Here is a 17,814-nt window from a genome sequence, read left to right as displayed (position 1 = left end):
AGGGTCAGAAAATGGCTGAGGCAGCTACCCCCAAGATCGGCTCTGTCGGCAGAGTCACCCAGGTTATCGGCGCCGTCGTCGACGTTGCGTTCGAAGGCGAACTGCCGAAGATCCTGAACGCGCTGGAAACCAGCAACAACGGCAACCGCCTGGTTCTCGAAGTTGCGCAGCACCTTGGCGAAAATGTCGTCCGTACGATCGCGATGGATTCGAGCGAAGGTCTCGTTCGCGGCCAGGAAGTCGCTGATACCGGCGCTCCGATCATGGTTCCGGTCGGCAACGAGACGCTCGGCCGCATCATGAACGTCATCGGCGAGCCGGTCGACGAAGCCGGTCCGCTGGTCACCGCTCACAAGCGCGCCATCCACCAGGATGCGCCGTCCTATGTCGAGCAGTCGACGGAATCGCAGATCCTCGTCACCGGCATCAAGGTCGTCGATCTTCTGGCTCCCTACGCACGCGGCGGCAAGATCGGCCTCTTCGGCGGCGCCGGCGTCGGCAAGACCGTTCTGATCATGGAACTGATCAACAACGTCGCCAAGGCGCATGGTGGTTACTCGGTTTTCGCAGGCGTCGGTGAACGCACCCGCGAAGGCAACGACCTCTACCACGAAATGATCGAATCGAACGTCAACAAGCATGGCGGCGGCGAAGGCTCGAAGGCGGCACTTGTTTACGGTCAGATGAACGAACCGCCGGGTGCCCGCGCCCGCGTCGCCCTGACCGGCCTGACGGTTGCCGAACACTTCCGCGACCAAGGCCAGGACGTTCTGTTCTTCGTCGACAACATCTTCCGCTTCACGCAGGCAGGTTCCGAAGTGTCGGCTCTGCTCGGCCGCATCCCGTCTGCCGTCGGTTATCAGCCGACGCTTGCAACCGACATGGGCCAGATGCAGGAGCGCATTACGACGACGACGACCGGCTCGATCACCTCGGTTCAGGCCATTTACGTTCCGGCCGACGACTTGACCGACCCGGCGCCGGCGACCTCGTTTGCTCACCTTGACGCAACGACGGTTCTGTCGCGCTCGATCGCGGAAAAGGGTATCTACCCAGCGGTCGATCCGCTCGACTCCACGTCGCGCATGCTTGATCCGATGGTCGTCGGGGAAGAACATTACGACGTCGCCCGTAAGGTCCAGTCGACGCTGCAGCGCTACAAGGCCCTGCAGGACATCATCGCCATTCTTGGCATGGACGAACTGTCCGAAGAGGACAAGATTGCCGTCGCCCGCGCCCGCAAGATCGAGCGTTTCCTGTCACAGCCGTTCTTCGTCGCCGAAGTCTTCACCGGTTCGCCGGGCAAGCTGGTTGCTCTCGAAGACACGATCAAGGGCTTCAAGGGCCTCGTCAACGGCGAATACGATCATCTGCCGGAAGCTGCCTTCTACATGGTCGGCTCGATGGAAGAAGCGGTCGAAAAGGCCAAGAAGCTCGCAGCTGCTTAATGAGCGATGCGCTAGACGAGATATTCTGCTGCGACTCCTTGAAAGGGGTCGTGGCGGATCTTCCGGAACCAGCAGCGCCGACCGTCTATCGCGCCGATAATGGCGTGCTGATGATGGTGGTGGGTCTGGTCCAAAGCGAGGAAGGCCTCGGTTATCTCGACCAAGCGATAATGCACTGCCCGTTCTGCGGGACTAAATTGCAAGATGCGAAAGCCGTAGCCGAGAAGGTAAGTCACTGATGGCTGACAATTTCAACTTTGAGCTCGTTTCGCCGGAGCGTCTGCTGCTGTCGGAGATGGTGACCGAGGTCGTCATCCCCGCGACTGAAGGCGAGATGACGGTCATGGCAAACCATGCGCCGACGATGACGACAATCAAGCCGGGTGTCGTGAGCGTGCGTTCGGCCTCCGGCAAGAAGCAGGACTACGTGGTATTCGGCGGTTTTGCCGATATCCTGCCGACCGGCTGCACATTGCTTGCCGAATCCGCGGTTCCGGTCGAGGAACTCCATAAGGACGAACTGACGCGCCGCATCGAGGCCGCCCGCAAGGAACTCGAACATGCCGAACTGCACGAGCACAAGTCGAAGCTCGAGCACTTCATCATGGAACTGACGCATCTGCGCGGCGTCGTTCAACAGGATTGATCGCAACCGGCTGCGACGATGAAAGGCGGCTTCACGGCCGCCTTTTTTTGTGTCTGTTTCTCTGGCTTGAAATGAAATGAAGAAGCGGCCGATAGGCCGCTTGCCGACGTGCCGGATCGTCTCAGAAGCCGGTGCCACCCCGCAGCTCGATGACGACCGTCTTGAACAGGATCTTCAAGTCGAGCAGCAGGCTGAAATTCCTGACATAATAAATATCGCAGGCAATGCGAGCGCGCGCTTCCAGCGGGCGTGCCGTCGGGCCGCGCCAGCCGCGTGTCTGCGCAAGACCGGTGATGCCGGGGCGCATGATGTGGCGGTGGTGGTAGTCCGGCACCAGTTCCTCGTAGAGCCGGCCGGCCGCCCGCATATTGATGGCGTGGCAGCGCGGGCCGACCAACGACATCTCACCCCTGAGAACGTTGAAAAGCTGCGGCAGCTCGTCGATATTGGTCTTGCGGAGCAGCGCGCCGATGCCGGTCACCCGGCTGTCGCCCTTGACGGTCTGTTGAATGCCGCTCGGATCGCAAGCTTCCGCGCGCATCGACCGGAACTTGAAGACTGTGATCTTCCGACCGTTCAGCCCCCAGCGGATTTGGCGGAAAAACACCGGACCACCATCGTCGAGTTTGATGAAAAGAGCGATTGCCAGAAAAAGCGGCGCCAGCACGATGAGAGCGCTGACTGAGGCGACGATGTCGATCAACCGCTTCACGCCGAGCCGCACAGCCATCTTTCTTTCGATAATGGAAAAGCTATCCGGCTGGCGAATGTTGGAGTTCGCTATAACCAGGGTCTTGGTTTTGTCGTGACGCTGAGACGGATCGAAGCGTGGATTCGTCTTCGAAGTAAAAGCATTCATTACGCAAGGTCCACAAGTTTATATGCGATACTGAGCAACATGGAGACAAATACATGGTCACGTATCGTTTGTCATCGGTATAAATAAGAATTTGATAACCCTAAAGACGCCAAAAATGGGAGTATTCGGCGTTAACCTTAATGCCTGTAGTTGCGATTACCGGGAATTTATACTTTGAAAGGAGTAGCCCGATTGGGTTGACGAGATGTCAGCCGGTTTCCGAAATGGATCGCCGGTCTTTCCAACAGGTGGTAGCTGAGGCTTGCGATGAGTAGGATGAGCGCTGCCGCCAGTCCGCAAGATTGCAGCCAGCCGGTGACCACATTTTCAGAGGAAAAGCCGAACGAGCCCCGATCGAGCCTCTGGATCAATAACAGGATGATCTCCTGCCAGATATAGATGCCAAAGGAGATCTTCGCGATATAGCGTACCGGAGCATTGTCGAGGAGCCTGCCCAGGTGTTGCGAATGACTGAGCGAAACGAGCGCCGTTGCGACCGCCAGCGGAAAGACCGGAAAGCCATAGGGGATTTCGAGCCAGCCGTAAGCTTCGGAGGAGCCGCCGGGCGATATGACGAGGCGGTAGGCGGCAATGGCGAGGCCGAGGAGCGCTGCGGCATCGAACCAGGAGGAGCGCCTTCTTGGCAGCATGACCTCGACGCCGGCGGCAAGCGCGCCGAGCGCGAAGACGGCGAAGAAGCCGATCGGATTATATCTCGGCATCCACTCCTTCGCCCCGCCTTGCAGGCCGTACTGCCAGCCGCGTTCGATGTCGTCGAGCGGAAAGACGGTCAGGATCAGCAGATGGGCGAGGAGTACGCTCGTGATGACGCAAAGCCAGGCGAAGCGGGCAAGCAACGGGCGCTGCCTCAGGAATGGCAAACGAAACAGCAGGAGAAAGCAGACCGGCAGGAGCACATAACTGGTGACCTCGAAGGGAATGGACCAGAGCGGCCCGTCGGCTTCGACAGGAAAAAAGGTGCGCCAATGCCACTGGCTCATGAACAGCAGCCCGGAGACGTAGCGGAGCACAAGCTCAGGCGTCAGCGGCAGGGCAAGCAGCGTCAGGCTGAGGGCGAAGCCGATGGTGGCGGCGAACCAGAAGCCCGGAGCGATGCGGGCCATCCTGCGGATCGTGTAGTGCCGTAGGCTCGGCATGTCGCTGCCCGCGTCGAGCGCGCGCCAGAAGGGATGGGCAAGAAGAAAGCCGCTGAGCACGAAGAACACGGCGACGCCGAAATTGCCGAAGCGGAGGATGTTTGCGGCCTGTCCGAGTTCATCAGGGATTCTGTGCATATCCAGCCGCAGCGCGAAGTGGTGGGCGAGCACCAGCAGACAGGCCGTTACGCGCAGAAAGTCCGCTCCGGCCAGTCTCTCTTGTTGTCGCATCTTGTTCCCCGCTCTGCCCAGAGCATGGTGCCGAAAAGTGTGAGCGGTTTTCGGACGACATCATGCTCCGGGTCTCGGATTTTGCAGCGGAAAGCCGCGACGGGCAAGGCAGGCGTTGGGCTCAGTCGAGAAGATCGTTGGTATAATAGGTGGAAAAGTCCGGCTTCTCCTTGAGTGCGGCGCCATTGGCATCGACCAGAATGCCATTCTCCATCAGGAAACCGCCGAGGGCCTCGGCCTTTGCCGGGTCGAGCCTACCGATCACGCCGGCCTCGGATTTCAGAAAGTGCCCCTCGATCAATGCCTTCTGGGAGGCCTTCACCAGTTCCGTATTCATCAGTGCGCCGTTGCTTCCAGAGATCAGCAGGTCGCAGGCTTCGTCGGGATGGTCGACGGAGTAGGCATAACCCTTTCGTGTCGCCTGGATGAAGGCGCGGGCGTGTTCCCGACTTGCGGAGAGATAGGCGTCGCTGGAGACGATGACCGTCGTCTGCTCGTCGGGAATGCCATAATCGGAATAGTGGAAGCGGCCGATTTTCCGGTTTTCCAGTTCGGCGGCGATGCCTTCCCAGGTGTAGATCTCCAGCGTGAAGTCGATCGAGCCATTGTCCAGCGCCTCGTAAGCGGAGGTGCCGAGGGTGACGGTCTTGACGTCGCCTTTGCCGCCATCATTGCGGATCATTGCGGAGATCAGCGCGCTCTCCCAGGTGCCGCCAAAGCCGCCATAGGTCTTGCCGTCGAGGTCTTTCGGGCTCTTGATGTCGTCACGTCCGCCCTTGAAGATCAGGCGTGCGGTTTCCGTCTGGACGACGCCGTAGACCATCTTCACGTCACCGCCGCCAGCGCGCTGCGTGAGGGTCTCGATCTCGCTGCTGATGCCGAAATCGGCAACGCCGTTGGACACCAGCGTTCCGGCGCTGGTATCGGCAAAGGGAAGAATTTCGACATCGAGGCCGGCATCGGCATAGAAGCCTTTCTCCTTAGCGACATAGATGCCGATATGGTTGGTGTTGGGCGTCCAGTCGAGCGCGATGCGGACCTTTGCGGGCGCCGATTGGGCGAAGGCGGTGCGGCCGGCGAGGCTTGCCGCGATGGCGGCGAAGATCGTCTGGCGACGGGTGAGAAGCAGCATGGTGACCTCCTCAGGTCTCTAGGGCATGATGCCGAAAAGTGTGAGCTGTTTTCGGACGACATCATGCTCTAACTCTTTAAATTAGAACAGGATTCAGATTTTAGGCCGACCGGCCTAAAATCATCCTGTTCTAGCGGATGAAGCAGGGTTTGCAGGATTTCGGTTTCGATCGCCTGGGCCGCCGGCGAGCCGAGATCGGCAATGCTTCTCGGACGGGGCAGAGGAACGCGGAATTCGCGGATGATACGCGCCGGACGAGCCGAGAGCACGTAGATACGGTCGGAGAGAAACACGGCCTCGCGAACATCATGGGTAATCAACAGCGCCGTCCAGCGGTGTTCGGTCCACATGCCCTGCAGCCATTCCTGGATCTGCGTGCGCGTGAGCGCGTCCAGCGCGCCGAAAGGCTCGTCGAGCAGCAGCATGTCCTGGGTCTGAACGACGGTGCGCAGCAGCGCGGCGCGCTGGCGCATGCCGCCTGACAGTTCGGAGGGATAGTGATGCTCGAAGCCTGCGAGGCCGAAGCGCTCGAACAGAGGCGCGACGGCGGCACGGGCCGAGCGGCGGCTCATGCCGCGCACCTCAAGGCCGAGTGCGGCATTGTCGATGATCCGGCGCCAGGGCATCAGCGCATCGCGTTGCGGCATGAAGGCGAAGGAATGCGGCGCCTGTTCCAGCGGCGCGCCCTTGAAGAGCATGGTGCCGGAATCGGGCCGAAGCGCCTGTGTCAGCAATCTCAGTACCGTCGATTTTCCGGAGCCGGACGGGCCGACGATCGAGACGAACTCGCCGTCTGCGACGGCGAGCGAAATATCGCCCAGCACCTTCATGCCGTCGAAGGACTTCGAGATGTTGGTGAGTTCAACCATTCCATCGCTCATCGGCGCTGCTCCCCGGATTGTTGCCAGGGCATGACGAGGCGCTGGATCATCAGCGTCAACCCGAAGAGGCAGAGCGTCAGCACGGCGCTGACGACGACGGCGGCGAGCACGAGATCGGGGCGGAAGTTGTTCTTGGCGTTGAGGATATAGATGCCGAGGCCGCGGGCGGCGCCGGCATATTCGGCAAAGATCGCGCCGACGACGGCATAGGTGATCGAGATCCGCAGGCCGGCGAAGAAATAGGGCAGCGAGGAGGGAAGCCGTGCCAGACGGAAAATGCGCCAGCGGCTCGCCTTCATCGAATTCAGCAATTCGGCGATGTCGCGGTCGGTCGATTCATAGCCCTGCAGCAAGGCGACGAGCAGCGGGAAGAAGGTGACGAGCGCCACCAGCAGGATCTTCGGCAACAGGCCGAAGCCGAACCAGAGGACGACGAGGGGGGCGATCGCCACCAGCGGCAGGGTCTGGCTGGCGATGAAGATCGGCAGCAATGCCCGGCGCATGAAGGGCACGAAATCCATGAGGATCGAGGCGGCGAAGGCGAAGGCAAGCGACAGGGCGAAACCACCGAGTGTCGCGCCGAGCGTCGGCCAGGTGTTTGATATCAGTGCCTCGCGGTTCAGCCAACCCTGGATGACGATGCGCGAAGGCGCCGGCAGGATGGACGGTTTGATGCCGGAGAGATCGACATAGAGTTCCCATGCCGCCAAGAAGATGCAGCCGGCGAGCAAGGCGGGTATGCCCCGGTAGAGAGCGGCGCGGAGCGCGGCAAGGCGCGATTCCGATGGTTTTGACGGTGTCATCAGCGTTCGATTTCAAGCTTTCGTCGGGCTGTTGGCCGACACCGTGATGTCGAGGGTCACATGCCCTTCGGGTTCGCCGAAGCGCGAGAAGGCCTCACGAATGGTGGCGAAGACGGCGCCAGCGTCGCCAGAGAGCCTGGTGCAGAAATTCTTGGCGCGGTCGAAGGTGCCGGAGCGCTTCAGAAAGTCGATGCAGCCATAGATCTCGTCCATATGGGTACCGGTTCCCATGACATTGAGCGAGAATTGCGCAGCGGTCGGCTGTCCAGTTTCGGCGGTGATTTCAACGGCGGCAAGTGCGGCTGTTATACGCTCGGCAAGCGGCTCCGCCTGGCCGAGGGAGGGGTTGACGCCGCAGATGGCGTCGTCGGGCTCGCCGGGGCAGCCGCGTGAAACGGCAGCGGACAGCACGCAATGCTCGCCGGTCTTTGTGGCGGCGACGAAAAGATCGTGCATGGCGGCGAAGAGAATGTCAGGCCGGCCGACCAGCAAAGTGGAGATGTCATCGGTCTCGATGCGCAGCCGGTCGCGATAGGGGTCGAGCGCCGTGACGGCATCGAGAATGATGCCGACGAAATTGTCGGACATCGGATAGAGTGACACTTGTGCGCCTGAGAACATCTGAACCTCGCTCCGCTGGCATTACCCAGATCAGCTTTGAAGGGTCCAGAGGCTTGCGCCTCACATCTCAGCCCCGGCAATACGGAGCTCCCCTGTTATTTGCGCGGAAACTACCACCGGGGTTTTCTCCCCGCAACAGCAAAATTGCGAACCCGTCCGTGCGGTCGGAATGAACCGGATGTGAGGGAAAACACCCGGGCGGAGGATCTGCCCGGGTGTTCCCAATGGTGCCGTACCTGCCGGGAACGGAACCGGAGCTTTCTGGCTTATGCGTACGTCTGAAAAGACGCGCGGCGCTCCATGTCGGCATAGGGACGATCGCTGCGGGCGGTGACGAGCGCTTGCGTCCACCATTCCAGCCTCGCCATCATCCGATCGAGCAAACGCATTGTATCGGCGGGATTATCGAGTTGTCCGTCTGGGTCGAAGCGGTTCCAAGGTGCGGCAAAGCTCACCGAATCGCGGATGGTGACGGCGTGCAGTTCGGCAAAGACCAGCCGCAGCTGTTCGACGGCGCGCAGGCCGCCGGATATGCCGCCATAGGAAACGAAGGCGACCGGCTTGCCCTGCCAGGGCTCGAAGAAGAAATCGATGATCGACTTCAACGAGGCAGTGAAGCTGTGATTGTATTCCGGCGTGACGATGATGAAGGCGTCGGCCATGCCAAGCCGTCCTGCGAGCCTGTCGACTTCGGGATGCGCCATGTCACGGTTGGCCGGCAGTGCGAAATCCAATGGGTCGATGATGTCGATATCAAATTGTGGGAAGCGGATGAGCTCCTGAGTCAGCCATTTGACCACCCGGTCGCAGATGCGGCCCTCTCTCGTGCTTCCGTAGATGACAGCCAGCCTGGTGGGTGTTTGCATGCGTCGCTCCTCATTGCGATTGGACTTTACGATTGCAGGAGCAAGGGTTATAAAACCTCAACTAATCTTGAGGTCAAGAGGCATGGATACAATTCCGGCAGCGCCGCTCGGCAAGCTCCTGACGGTCGGTGAAGTGGCGGAGCGCAGCGGCCTGGCTGTCTCGGCGCTGCATTTTTACGAGACCAAGGGGCTGATCTCAAGCATCCGCTCCCGCGGCAATCAGCGGCGCTATGGGCGCGATGTGCTTCGCCGGCTCGGCATCATCAAGGTGGCGCAGCGTGTCGGCATTCCGCTTTCGGAAATCCAGGCGGCGTTCGAGTCCCTGCCGCAGGGACGCACGCCGACAGTGGCCGACTGGCAGACGCTTTCGGCGCGCTGGAAGGATGATCTCGACGCGCGAATCAGGCGGCTTAGCCTGCTGCGCGACCGTCTGACCGGCTGCATCGGCTGCGGCTGCCTGTCGATCGAAAGCTGTCCGTTGCGCAATCCCTGCGACCGGCTCGGCAAGGAGGGGCCGGGCGCGCGGCTTCTGGAGACCGAAAACTAACCCCTGTTTTCGCCGGGAAAGATCGATGCGCGCCTTTCTTTCAGTCGGCGCGCTCATATGTTAAGGGCGAATGACACAACCGGCGGCACTGTCCGCGAGGAGGACGGCTTCGTGTTCCATCCCAGACTGTTCGAAAATCGCAATGTCGTGGTGACCGGCGCCGGCCGCGGCATCGGCCTTGAAGTGGCCCGGCAGTTCCTGGACTGCGGCGCGAAGGTGATCGTCCATACCGGGCGCAAGCCGGGACGCGACCTGCCGGATTTCCTGCTGACGGCTGAATCCGAAAGACGGGCGCTGCTGCTTAATGCCGATTTCTCTGCAGTCGGTGGGGCAGCGCAATTTGCCGAGGATACTCTCGCCTTTTTCGATAAGGTCGATGTGCTGGTCAACAACGCCGGCACCATGCTTGGTCGTTTTCCCGCTGCCACACTCACCGATGCAGAATATGAGGCGGTCGTGCGGCTCAACCAGACATCGGTGGTGGCGCTGACGCGGGCGCTGCTGCCGGCATTGAAGGCGGCTGGTGGTGCTGCCATCGTCAACACCGTTTCGATTTCGGCGCTGACCGGCGGCAGCCCCGGTTCCTCGATCTATTCGGCCTCGAAAGCCTTCGTTGCGACCTATTCCAAGGCGCTTGCCCGTGAGCTTGCACCGGACGGAATCCGCGTCAATTGCGTGTCGCCGGGAACGATCGAGACGGATTTCCATGAGCGCTATTCCTCTCGCGAAAAGCTGGAGCAGACGAGAAAATCCATCCCCCTGCAGCGGCTCGGCACGGCGGAGGACTGTGCTCCCGCCTATCTGTTCTTGGCGGCTCCCTCGCTCTCGGGCTACATCACCGGACAGGTGGTCGAGATTAATGGAGGTCAGCTTATCTGCTGATTTGTTTGGACGTTTTTTGACATATCATCCAGCAGGCAATGGTCTCGCAGCAACTGGCGCGGTTAAGGCTCGAAAGCCTGGTCCATACGCGCCGCCAGGGCAGGCTGGTCTATTACAGCATCGGCAATGTCAGCGTGCTTGCCTTTCTCGAATCGCTGTTCGATCTTTTTCCGGCTGCAGAAAACAGTTAGAGCATGATGCCGAAAAGTGTGCGCGGTTTTCGGACGACATCATGCTCTATTTCTTTGATTTAGATCAGGATTCAGATTTTAGGCCGATCGGGCCTAAAATCATCCTGATCTAGAGATCGCCCTTGCGGCGCGCGGCTGCTGCGTCAAAGATGAACTGACCCGGATGATGTCACGCCGGATCGGGAGACCGGATGATCGACAAGCTGGAATTCTTCATCGCCCTTGCCAATGAAAAGCATTTTGGCCGTGCCGCGGAGGAGTGCGGGATCTCGCAGCCGACGCTTTCGGCGGCCATCCGGCAGCTCGAGGATCAGCTCGGCGTCATGCTGGTGCAGCGCGGTTCGCGGTTCCAGGGGCTGACGCCGGAGGGGCAGCGGGTGCTCGAATGGGCCCGGCGCATCGTCGGCGATGCCCGCACCATGCGCGAGGAGATGCGCGCCGCGCGCCGCGGTCTTTCCGGCCACATCCGCCTCGCCGCCATTCCGACCGCCCTTGCCATGCTGTCGCGCATCACCACGCCCTTTCAGGAGCGGCATCCCGGCGTGACCTTCTCGATCGTCTCGCGGAATTCGCTGCAGGTGTTGAGCATGCTCGAAAACCTCGAAATCGATGCAGGCGTCACCTACCTCGAAAACGAGCCGCTCGGCCGCGTTACGACCGTTCCCCTCTATGCCGAGCGCTATAATCTGATCACGGCTGCCGGCAGCCCGCTATCCGATCGCGACAACGTGACCTGGCGGGAGATCGGCGACCTTCGGCTTTGTCTATTGACTGCCGACATGCAGAACCGCCGGATCATCAACCGCCACTTGACGGAAGCAGGCGCCACAGCGCATCCGACACTCGAATCCAACTCGATGATCGTGCTGTTCTCGCATGTCAGGACCGGACGCTGGGCGAGCATCATGCCGCGCAACGTCGCCAAATCCTTCGGATTTCCAGTGGAAATTCGCATGATTCCAATCGTTGAGCCGGAGGCGCATCATCTGGTCGGCCTTGTTGCGCCTTATCGCGAGCCCTTCACGCCGCTTGTCTCGGCCTTGCTGCATGAAGCGAGAGTGCTCGTACAAGATGAAGAACTTTGATAGAAAAAACCTATCAAGCAACGAGATAGCTTTATTGATCGCCGGCTGCTTCCCTGAGATGGTGGTTACGGAATAGCACTCGGCCGGGGGAGGCCCGCTATTTCGCAACGAGCAAGCCGCTGGGAGGGCTGCCTTATGACCATTCATATCGCCGAAGGCGATATTGCAGAGCGCACCCGAGCCATCGTCGCCGATCTTCGCTTTCTCGAAGGGCCGCTGCTTCCAATTCTGCACGAGGTTCAGCAGGAATTCGGCTATGTGCCGCAGGAAGCCATGCCTGTTATCGCGGAGGAATTGAACCTCTCCCGTGCCGAGGTGCATGGCGTGGTGACCTTCTATCATGATTATCGCGACCATCCCGCCGGACGGCATGTGCTGAAGCTCTGTCGCGCCGAAGCCTGTCAGTCGATGAGCGGCGATGCGCTGGCCGAACGCGTCAAGGCGCTGCTCGGCATCGATTTTCATCAAACGACGCTCGATGGCGGCGTGACGCTGGAGCCGGTCTATTGTCTGGGGCTCTGCGCCTGCGCGCCGGCGGCGATGCTCGACGGCGAGGTCTATGGCCGGGTGGACGATCAGACGGCGGCGGAACTCGTCGCGGAGGCACGCCGATGACGGTCAGGATATATGTTCCGCGCGATGCCGCAGCGCTGGCGCTCGGAGCCGAAAAGGTGGCAAAGGCGATTGCCCAGGAGATCGCCGCCCGCGGCTTCGATGCCGAGATCGTGCGCAACGGCTCGCGCGGAATGTTCTGGCTGGAGCCGTTGGTCGAGGTCGAGGTTGCCGGCAAGCGCATCGGCTACGGGTCGGTGAAGGCGAAGGATGTGCCTGGTTTGTTCGATGCCGGGATGATTGATGGAGGCGAGCATCGGCTCTGTCTCGGGGAGGTTGAAGACCTCCCGTTCCTCAAGGAACAGACCCGCCTGACCTTCGCCCGCTGCGGCGTCACCGATCCGCTTTCGCTTGGCGATTACGAGGCGCATGGCGGTCTTGCCGGCCTTCGTCGCGCCATCTCGATGACACCAGTCGATATCGTCAAGGAAATCACCGATTCCGGCCTGCGCGGACGCGGCGGCGCCGGCTTTCCCACCGGCATCAAGTGGAAGACCGTTCTCGATGCCGCCGGCGAACGCAAATATATCGTCTGCAATGCCGATGAGGGCGACAGCGGCACCTTTGCCGACCGGATGATCATGGAGGGCGATCCCTTCGTGTTGATCGAGGGCATGGCGATATCAGGGCTCGCGACCGGGGCGACCAAGGGTTTCGTCTATACGCGTTCGGAATATCCGCATGCGATCTCAGTCATGACCGAGGCCGTCGGCATTGCGCGCCAGGCCGGCATTCTCGGACCATCGGTGCTCGGCTCTGGCCGCGCCTTCGATATCGAAGTGCGCACCGGCGCCGGCGCCTATGTCTGTGGCGAGGAGACCGCGCTGCTCAACAGCCTCGAAGGCAAGCGCGGCATCGTGCGTGCCAAGCCGCCGCTGCCGGCGCATAAGGGGCTGTTTAACTGTCCGACCGTCATCAACAATGTGATCTCGCTGGCTTCGGTGCCCGTCATCATGGAAAAGGGCGCGGCCTTCTATCGCGATTTCGGCATGGGCCGCTCACGCGGCACCATCCCGCTGCAGATTGCCGGCAATGTCAGATATGGCGGCCTCTTTGAGACGGCCTTCGGTCTTTCGCTCGGAGATATCGTCGACAGGATCGGTGGCGGTACAGTGACGGGACGGCCGGTCAAGGCCGTACAGGTCGGCGGACCGCTCGGCGCCTATTTCCCGCGGGCGCTGTTCGACACGCCATTCGATTACGAATCCTTCGCCGCCAGGGACGGGCTGATCGGCCATGCCGGCATCGTCGTCTTCGACGACACCGCCGATATGCTGAAGCAGGCGCGTTTCGCCATGGAATTCTGCGCCGTCGAAAGTTGCGGCAAGTGCACGCCCTGCCGCATCGGCTCGACGCGCGGCGTGGAGACGGCCGACAAGATCGCTCACGGTATCGAGCCGGAGAAGAACCGGGCGCTGCTTGCCGATCTCTGCAACACGATGAAGTTCGGCTCGCTCTGTGCGCTGGGTGGGTTCACGCCCTATCCTGTGATGAGCGCCATGACGCATTTCCCGGAGGATTTTTCGCCGGCACCTCTGGTGGAGGCGGCGGAATGACGCGTTTTTCATGGAACGCCTGCGCTGACCTCACCATCTCAAGCAAGGAGACCAATCATGTCTCTCATCCATGAAATCGACTACGGCACCCCCGCTTCGAAGTCAGAGGCCATGGTGACGCTTACCATCGACGGTCAGCAGATCAGCGTGCCGGAGGGCACCTCGATCATGCGCGCCTCGATGGAGGCCGGCATAAAGGTGCCGAAGCTCTGTGCCACAGATATGGTCGACGCTTTCGGCTCCTGCCGGCTTTGCCTCGTCGAGATCGAAGGCCGCAACGGCACGCCCTCCTCCTGCACGACGCCGGTGGCGGCGAACATGGTGGTGCACACGCAGACGGGGCGGTTGAAGGATATCCGCCGCGGCGTGATGGAACTCTATATCTCCGACCATCCGCTCGACTGTCTCACCTGCGCGGCCAACGGCGATTGCGAATTGCAGGACATGGCGGGCGCCGTCGGCCTGCGCGACGTGCGCTACGGCTATGAGGGCGACAACCACGTCAAGGCGCGCAGCAATGGCGACATCAATCTCAAATGGATGCCGAAGGACGAGTCCAATCCCTATTTCACCTATGATCCCTCGAAATGTATCGTCTGTTCGCGCTGCGTGCGCGCCTGCGAGGAAGTGCAGGGAACCTTCGCGCTGACGATCGAGGGCCGTGGTTTCGGCTCGCGCGTTTCGCCCGGCATGCACGAGCATTTCATCGATTCCGAATGCGTCTCCTGCGGTGCCTGCGTCCAGGCCTGCCCGACCGCGACGCTGACGGAGAAGTCGGTGATCCAGATCGGCCAGCCCGAGCATTCGGCTGTCACCACCTGCGCCTATTGCGGCGTCGGCTGTTCCTTCAAGGCGGAGATGCGCGGCGAGGAACTGGTGCGCATGGTGCCGTGGAAGGACGGTCAGGCCAATCGCGGCCATTCCTGCGTCAAGGGCCGTTTCGCCTATGGCTATTCCACCCACAAGGACCGCATCCTCAATCCGATGATCCGCGAAAAGGTCAGCGATCCCTGGCGGGAAGTGAGCTGGGACGAGGCTTTCGCGCATGTGGCGCTGGAGTTCCGCCGCATCCAGTATCAATACGGCCGCGAGGCGACTGGCGGCATCACTTCGTCGCGCTGCACCAATGAGGAAACGTATCTGGTGCAGAAGCTGATCCGCGCCGGCTTCGGCAACAACAATGTCGACACCTGCGCCCGCGTCTGCCATTCGCCGACGGGTTACGGCCTCGGCCAGACCTTCGGCACGTCGGCGGGCACGCAGGATTTCGACAGCGTCGAGCATTCCGACGTCGTCATCGTCATCGGCGCCAATCCGACCGATGGGCATCCGGTGTTCGGCTCGCGGCTGAAGAAGCGGCTGCGCCAGGGCGCCAAGCTCATCGTCATCGACCCGCGCCGCACCGATATCGTCCGCTCGCCGCATATCGAGGCCTCCTATCACCTGCCGTTGAAGCCCGGTACCAATGTCGCGGTCATGACGGCGCTGGCGCATGTGATCGTCACCGAAGGGCTCTTTGACGAGGCGTTCATCCGCGAGCGCTGCGACTGGTCGGAGTTCGAGGACTGGGCGGCCTTCGTCGCCGAACCGCAGCACAGTCCCGAAGAGACCGAGATCTTCACCGGCGTGCCGGCGGCGGATCTGCGCGGCGCGGCAGGGCTCTATGCCAAGGGCGGCAATGGCGCGATCTATTATGGCCTCGGCGTCACCGAACACAGCCAGGGCTCGACCACGGTCATCGCGATCGCCAATTTGGCGATGGCGACCGGCAATATCGGCCGTCCCGGCGTCGGCGTGAACCCGTTGCGCGGCCAGAACAATGTGCAGGGCTCCTGCGACATGGGCTCGTTCCCGCACGAATTGCCGGGCTACCGGCACATTTCCGACGATGCGACGCGCGATATCTTCGAAAAGCTCTGGGGCGTGAAGCTCAACAACGAGCCGGGCCTGCGTATTCCGAACATGCTGGATGCAGCAGTCGACGGCTCCTTCAAAGGCATTTACATCCAGGGTGAAGACATCCTGCAGTCCGATCCCGATACCAAACATGTCGCGGCCGGGCTTGCGGCGATGGAATGCGTCGTCGTGCAGGACCTGTTCCTCAACGAGACTGCCAATTACGCTCATGTCTTCCTGCCGGGCTCGACCTTCCTCGAGAAGGACGGCACCTTCACCAATGCGGAGCGCCGCATCAATCGCGTGCGCAAGGTGATGTCGCCGCGCAACGGCTATGGCGACTGGGAAGTGACGCAGAAGCTTGCCCAGGCGATGGGGCTCGACTGGAATTACACCCATCCGTCGGAGATCATGGACGAGATCGCCGCAACGACGCCGAGTTTCGCGATGGTCTCCTACGACTATCTCGACAAAATGGGCTCGGTGCAGTGGCCCTGCAACGAGAAGAACCCGCTCGGCTCGCCGATCATGCATGTCAACGGCTTCGTGCGCGGCAAGGGCAAGTTCATCCGCACCGAATATGTGGCGACCGACGAGCGCACCGGCCCGCGCTTCCCGCTGCTTCTCACCACCGGCCGCATCCTCAGCCAGTACAATGTCGGGGCGCAGACGCGGCGGACCGAGAATGTCGTCTGGCATGCGGAAGATCGGCTGGAAATCCATCCGCATGATGCCGAGCAGCGCGGCGTTCGCGACGGCGACTGGGTGAAGCTCGGCAGCCGTTCCGGCGACACCACGCTCAGGGCGCTGATCACCGATCGCGTCGCGCCGGGTGTCGTCTATACGACCTTCCATCATCCCACGACGCAGGCGAACGTCATTACCACCGATTTCTCCGACTGGGCGACGAACTGCCCGGAATACAAGGTGACGGCGGTGCAGATCTCGCCCTCCAACGGGCCGAGCGAATGGCAGCTGGAATATGACGAGCAGGCGCGGCAATCGCGCCGCATCGCCGGCAAGCTCGAGGCTGCGGAGTGATGGTGGAGAGGCAGTCTGGCATTGTCGGCGAGGCTCCCTCTTCTCCCCAGCGGGGAGAAGGTGCCCGTAGGGCGGATGAGGAGGGCGGTTCGGCATATGGTGCTGCCCCTCGTTTGCGCTCGGTGCGCTCGCTCCTGCCGTCGCTCGCCCCCCTCATCGCCTCGCTTTGCTCGGCACTTCTCCCCGCTGGGGAGAAGAGGGCGCAAGCGGCTGACGTTCTCTTCCCGATGGGCCGAGCTGCGGAGGAGGATGCCTCTCATCCTATTGCCGCATGGTAAAATTCACGATCACCGCGCACGCTCCCGAGACCACCCGCCGCAACGGCATCCTCCAGACCGGTTCGCGCATCGTGCCGGAAGAGGTGCCGATCGCCTTTTCCTATGGCGGCAGTTCGCATGCGGTGATGATGGCCACGCCTGCGGATCTCGAGGATTTTGCCGTCGGCTTCAGCCTGACCGAAGGGATCATTGCCGGGCCGGCGGAGATATCAGGCATCGAGGTGGTCGAGGGCGAGCAAGGGATCGATGTGCAGGTGAGCCTGGTCGACGACGTCGCCGATCGGCTGCGGGCACGACGCCGCAGCATGGCGGGACCGGTCGGTTGCGGGCTCTGCGGCATCGAATCGATCGAACAGGCGGTACGGCCGGTGCCTGACGTTTCGACATCGCCGTTGGCGCTGTCGCATGCGGATATCGTGCGGGCCATTTCGCTTCTGAACGAGGCACAGCCGCTGCATCGTGAGACGCGGGCGGTGCATGGCGCCGGGTTCTATCTTCCCGGCAGGGGGCTGATTGCCGTGCGCGAAGATGTCGGCCGGCACAATGCGCTGGACAAGCTCTGCGGCGCCGTCATCGGCGCCAGCGAAAGAGGCGAGGACGGCGCCGTCGTCGTCACCAGCCGGCTTTCCGTCGAGATGGTGCAGAAGGCGGCGATCCTCGGCAGCCCGGTGCTCATCGCCATATCGGCGCCGACGGCTCTCGCCATCCGCACGGCCGAAGAAGCCGGCATGACGCTCGTCGCGCTGGTGCGTGGCGAGGATTTCGAGATTTTCACCCACCCGCACCGCATCTCGCCCGGAAGCATTGCCGATGTCGCATGATACCAAGACCAAGCTCGTCTATATGGCAAACCAAATCGCCACCTTCTTCAAGAGTCAGCCGGAAAGCGAGGCTGCGCTGGGGGTCGCCAGCCATATCAATAAATTCTGGGACCCGCGCATGCGGCGGCAATTGTTCGAAATTCTGGAGAATGAGGAGAATGGCCTGGACGCGCTCGTGCTTCAGGCCGTTCCTCTGATCCGAAAACCGGAGCCGGTGACACACCAGGTCCCATAGCCAGTATCGGGCCCATGCGGGAGGGG

At 61.6% G+C, this 17,814-nt stretch carries 18 protein-coding genes, 1 pseudogene and 1 riboswitch; of the genes and pseudogenes, 12 read left to right on the top strand and 7 right to left on the bottom strand.

Annotation, left to right across the window (positions count from 1 at the left end):
* The first annotated feature begins 11 nt into the window (after window positions 1-11).
* The 3 genes from atpD to BS630_RS13170 are packed head-to-tail and all read left to right on the top strand — an operon-like array spanning window position 12 to window position 2,094.
* Window positions 12-1,448 carry a F0F1 ATP synthase subunit beta gene (gene atpD, locus BS630_RS13180; protein WP_025396265.1) on the top strand — a complete coding sequence of 479 codons (1,437 nt, stop codon included), beginning with the start codon at window positions 12-14 and terminating at the stop codon, window positions 1,446-1,448.
* The gene (locus BS630_RS13175; protein WP_077977816.1) at window positions 1,448-1,687 is read left to right on the top strand and encodes a hypothetical protein; all 240 of its coding nucleotides are present in this window, start codon (window positions 1,448-1,450) and stop codon (window positions 1,685-1,687) included. The genes atpD and BS630_RS13175 overlap by 1 nt, the downstream gene beginning before the upstream one ends.
* The gene (locus BS630_RS13170) at window positions 1,687-2,094 is read left to right on the top strand and encodes a F0F1 ATP synthase subunit epsilon (protein ID WP_012759246.1); all 408 of its coding nucleotides are present in this window, start codon (window positions 1,687-1,689) and stop codon (window positions 2,092-2,094) included. Before BS630_RS13175 ends, BS630_RS13170 begins: the two co-directional genes overlap by 1 nt.
* Window positions 2,095-2,215: 121 nt before the next feature.
* Here BS630_RS13170 and BS630_RS13165 read toward each other — a convergent pair whose 3' ends face one another.
* The 7 genes from BS630_RS13165 to BS630_RS13135 all read right to left on the bottom strand — a co-directional run bounded on the left by BS630_RS13165 (window position 2,216) and on the right by BS630_RS13135 (window position 8,644).
* Window positions 2,216-2,953, bottom strand: coding sequence for a sugar transferase (locus BS630_RS13165; RefSeq protein WP_027666858.1), 738 nt, complete (start codon window positions 2,951-2,953; stop codon window positions 2,216-2,218).
* 167 nt (window positions 2,954-3,120) lie between these two features.
* Window positions 3,121-4,341 carry an acyltransferase family protein gene (locus tag BS630_RS13160; RefSeq protein ID WP_077977815.1) on the bottom strand — a complete coding sequence of 407 codons (1,221 nt, stop codon included), beginning with the start codon at window positions 4,339-4,341 and terminating at the stop codon, window positions 3,121-3,123.
* Between the two features lie 121 nt (window positions 4,342-4,462).
* The gene (locus BS630_RS13155) at window positions 4,463-5,473 is read right to left on the bottom strand and encodes an ABC transporter substrate-binding protein (RefSeq protein WP_077977814.1); all 1,011 of its coding nucleotides are present in this window, start codon (window positions 5,471-5,473) and stop codon (window positions 4,463-4,465) included.
* Between the two features lie 68 nt (window positions 5,474-5,541).
* Window positions 5,542-6,354, bottom strand: a complete 813-nt coding sequence (locus BS630_RS13150; RefSeq protein ID WP_077977813.1) for an ABC transporter ATP-binding protein — start codon at window positions 6,352-6,354, stop codon at window positions 5,542-5,544.
* Complete coding sequence (locus BS630_RS13145) at window positions 6,351-7,157, bottom strand: ABC transporter permease (RefSeq protein ID WP_077977812.1); 807 nt, start codon at window positions 7,155-7,157, stop codon at window positions 6,351-6,353. Before BS630_RS13145 ends, BS630_RS13150 begins: the two co-directional genes overlap by 4 nt.
* Before the next feature lie 12 nt (window positions 7,158-7,169).
* On the bottom strand, window positions 7,170-7,778 hold the full coding sequence (locus tag BS630_RS13140) for a YkoF family thiamine/hydroxymethylpyrimidine-binding protein (RefSeq protein ID WP_077977811.1): 609 nt from the start codon (window positions 7,776-7,778) through the stop codon (window positions 7,170-7,172).
* Window positions 7,769-7,882, bottom strand: a riboswitch (TPP riboswitch). It overlaps the preceding gene by 10 nt.
* A gap of 162 nt (window positions 7,883-8,044) precedes the next feature.
* Window positions 8,045-8,644, bottom strand: coding sequence for an NADPH-dependent FMN reductase (locus BS630_RS13135; protein WP_077977810.1), 600 nt, complete (start codon window positions 8,642-8,644; stop codon window positions 8,045-8,047).
* A gap of 82 nt (window positions 8,645-8,726) precedes the next feature.
* Between BS630_RS13135 and soxR the strand changes: the two genes are divergently transcribed.
* The 9 genes and pseudogenes from soxR (at window position 8,727) to BS630_RS13085 (ending at window position 17,788) form a co-directional block, all read left to right on the top strand.
* Complete coding sequence (soxR, locus tag BS630_RS13130; RefSeq protein ID WP_017995352.1) at window positions 8,727-9,191, top strand: redox-sensitive transcriptional activator SoxR; 465 nt, start codon at window positions 8,727-8,729, stop codon at window positions 9,189-9,191.
* Window positions 9,192-9,302: 111 nt separating this feature from the next.
* Window positions 9,303-10,073, top strand: coding sequence for an SDR family NAD(P)-dependent oxidoreductase (locus tag BS630_RS13125; protein WP_077978073.1), 771 nt, complete (start codon window positions 9,303-9,305; stop codon window positions 10,071-10,073).
* 26 nt (window positions 10,074-10,099) lie between these two features.
* Window positions 10,100-10,264, top strand: a pseudogene (locus BS630_RS13120) (ArsR/SmtB family transcription factor); the annotation flags it as partial.
* Window positions 10,265-10,455: 191 nt separating this feature from the next.
* On the top strand, window positions 10,456-11,349 hold the full coding sequence (locus tag BS630_RS13115) for a LysR family transcriptional regulator (protein WP_020051954.1): 894 nt from the start codon (window positions 10,456-10,458) through the stop codon (window positions 11,347-11,349).
* Window positions 11,350-11,484: 135 nt separating this feature from the next.
* Window positions 11,485-11,964: a formate dehydrogenase subunit gamma gene (locus BS630_RS13110; protein WP_077977809.1), complete on the top strand. Its 480-nt coding sequence runs from the start codon at window positions 11,485-11,487 to the stop codon at window positions 11,962-11,964.
* On the top strand, window positions 11,961-13,517 hold the full coding sequence (locus BS630_RS13105; RefSeq protein ID WP_077977808.1) for a formate dehydrogenase beta subunit: 1,557 nt from the start codon (window positions 11,961-11,963) through the stop codon (window positions 13,515-13,517). Before BS630_RS13110 ends, BS630_RS13105 begins: the two co-directional genes overlap by 4 nt.
* Window positions 13,518-13,574: 57 nt before the next feature.
* Window positions 13,575-16,454 (top strand): formate dehydrogenase subunit alpha, encoded by a 2,880-nt coding sequence (fdhF, locus tag BS630_RS13100; protein ID WP_077977807.1) that lies wholly within the window; start codon window positions 13,575-13,577, stop codon window positions 16,452-16,454.
* A 271-nt stretch (window positions 16,455-16,725) separates the two neighbouring features.
* Window positions 16,726-17,553: a formate dehydrogenase accessory sulfurtransferase FdhD gene (gene fdhD / locus BS630_RS13090; protein WP_077977805.1), complete on the top strand. Its 828-nt coding sequence runs from the start codon at window positions 16,726-16,728 to the stop codon at window positions 17,551-17,553.
* A complete protein-coding gene (locus tag BS630_RS13085) occupies window positions 17,543-17,788 on the top strand; it encodes a formate dehydrogenase subunit delta (RefSeq protein WP_077977804.1) in 246 nt (81 codons plus the stop codon). The genes fdhD and BS630_RS13085 overlap by 11 nt, the downstream gene beginning before the upstream one ends.
* Window positions 17,789-17,814 lie beyond the last annotated feature (26 nt).

Source organism: Rhizobium laguerreae (genome assembly GCF_002008165.1).
In the GTDB taxonomy this organism is placed as follows: domain Bacteria; phylum Pseudomonadota; class Alphaproteobacteria; order Rhizobiales; family Rhizobiaceae; genus Rhizobium; species Rhizobium laguerreae.
The sequence above is the reverse complement of the archived record's forward strand: the minus strand, read 5'-3'. Positions and strand labels throughout refer to the sequence as shown.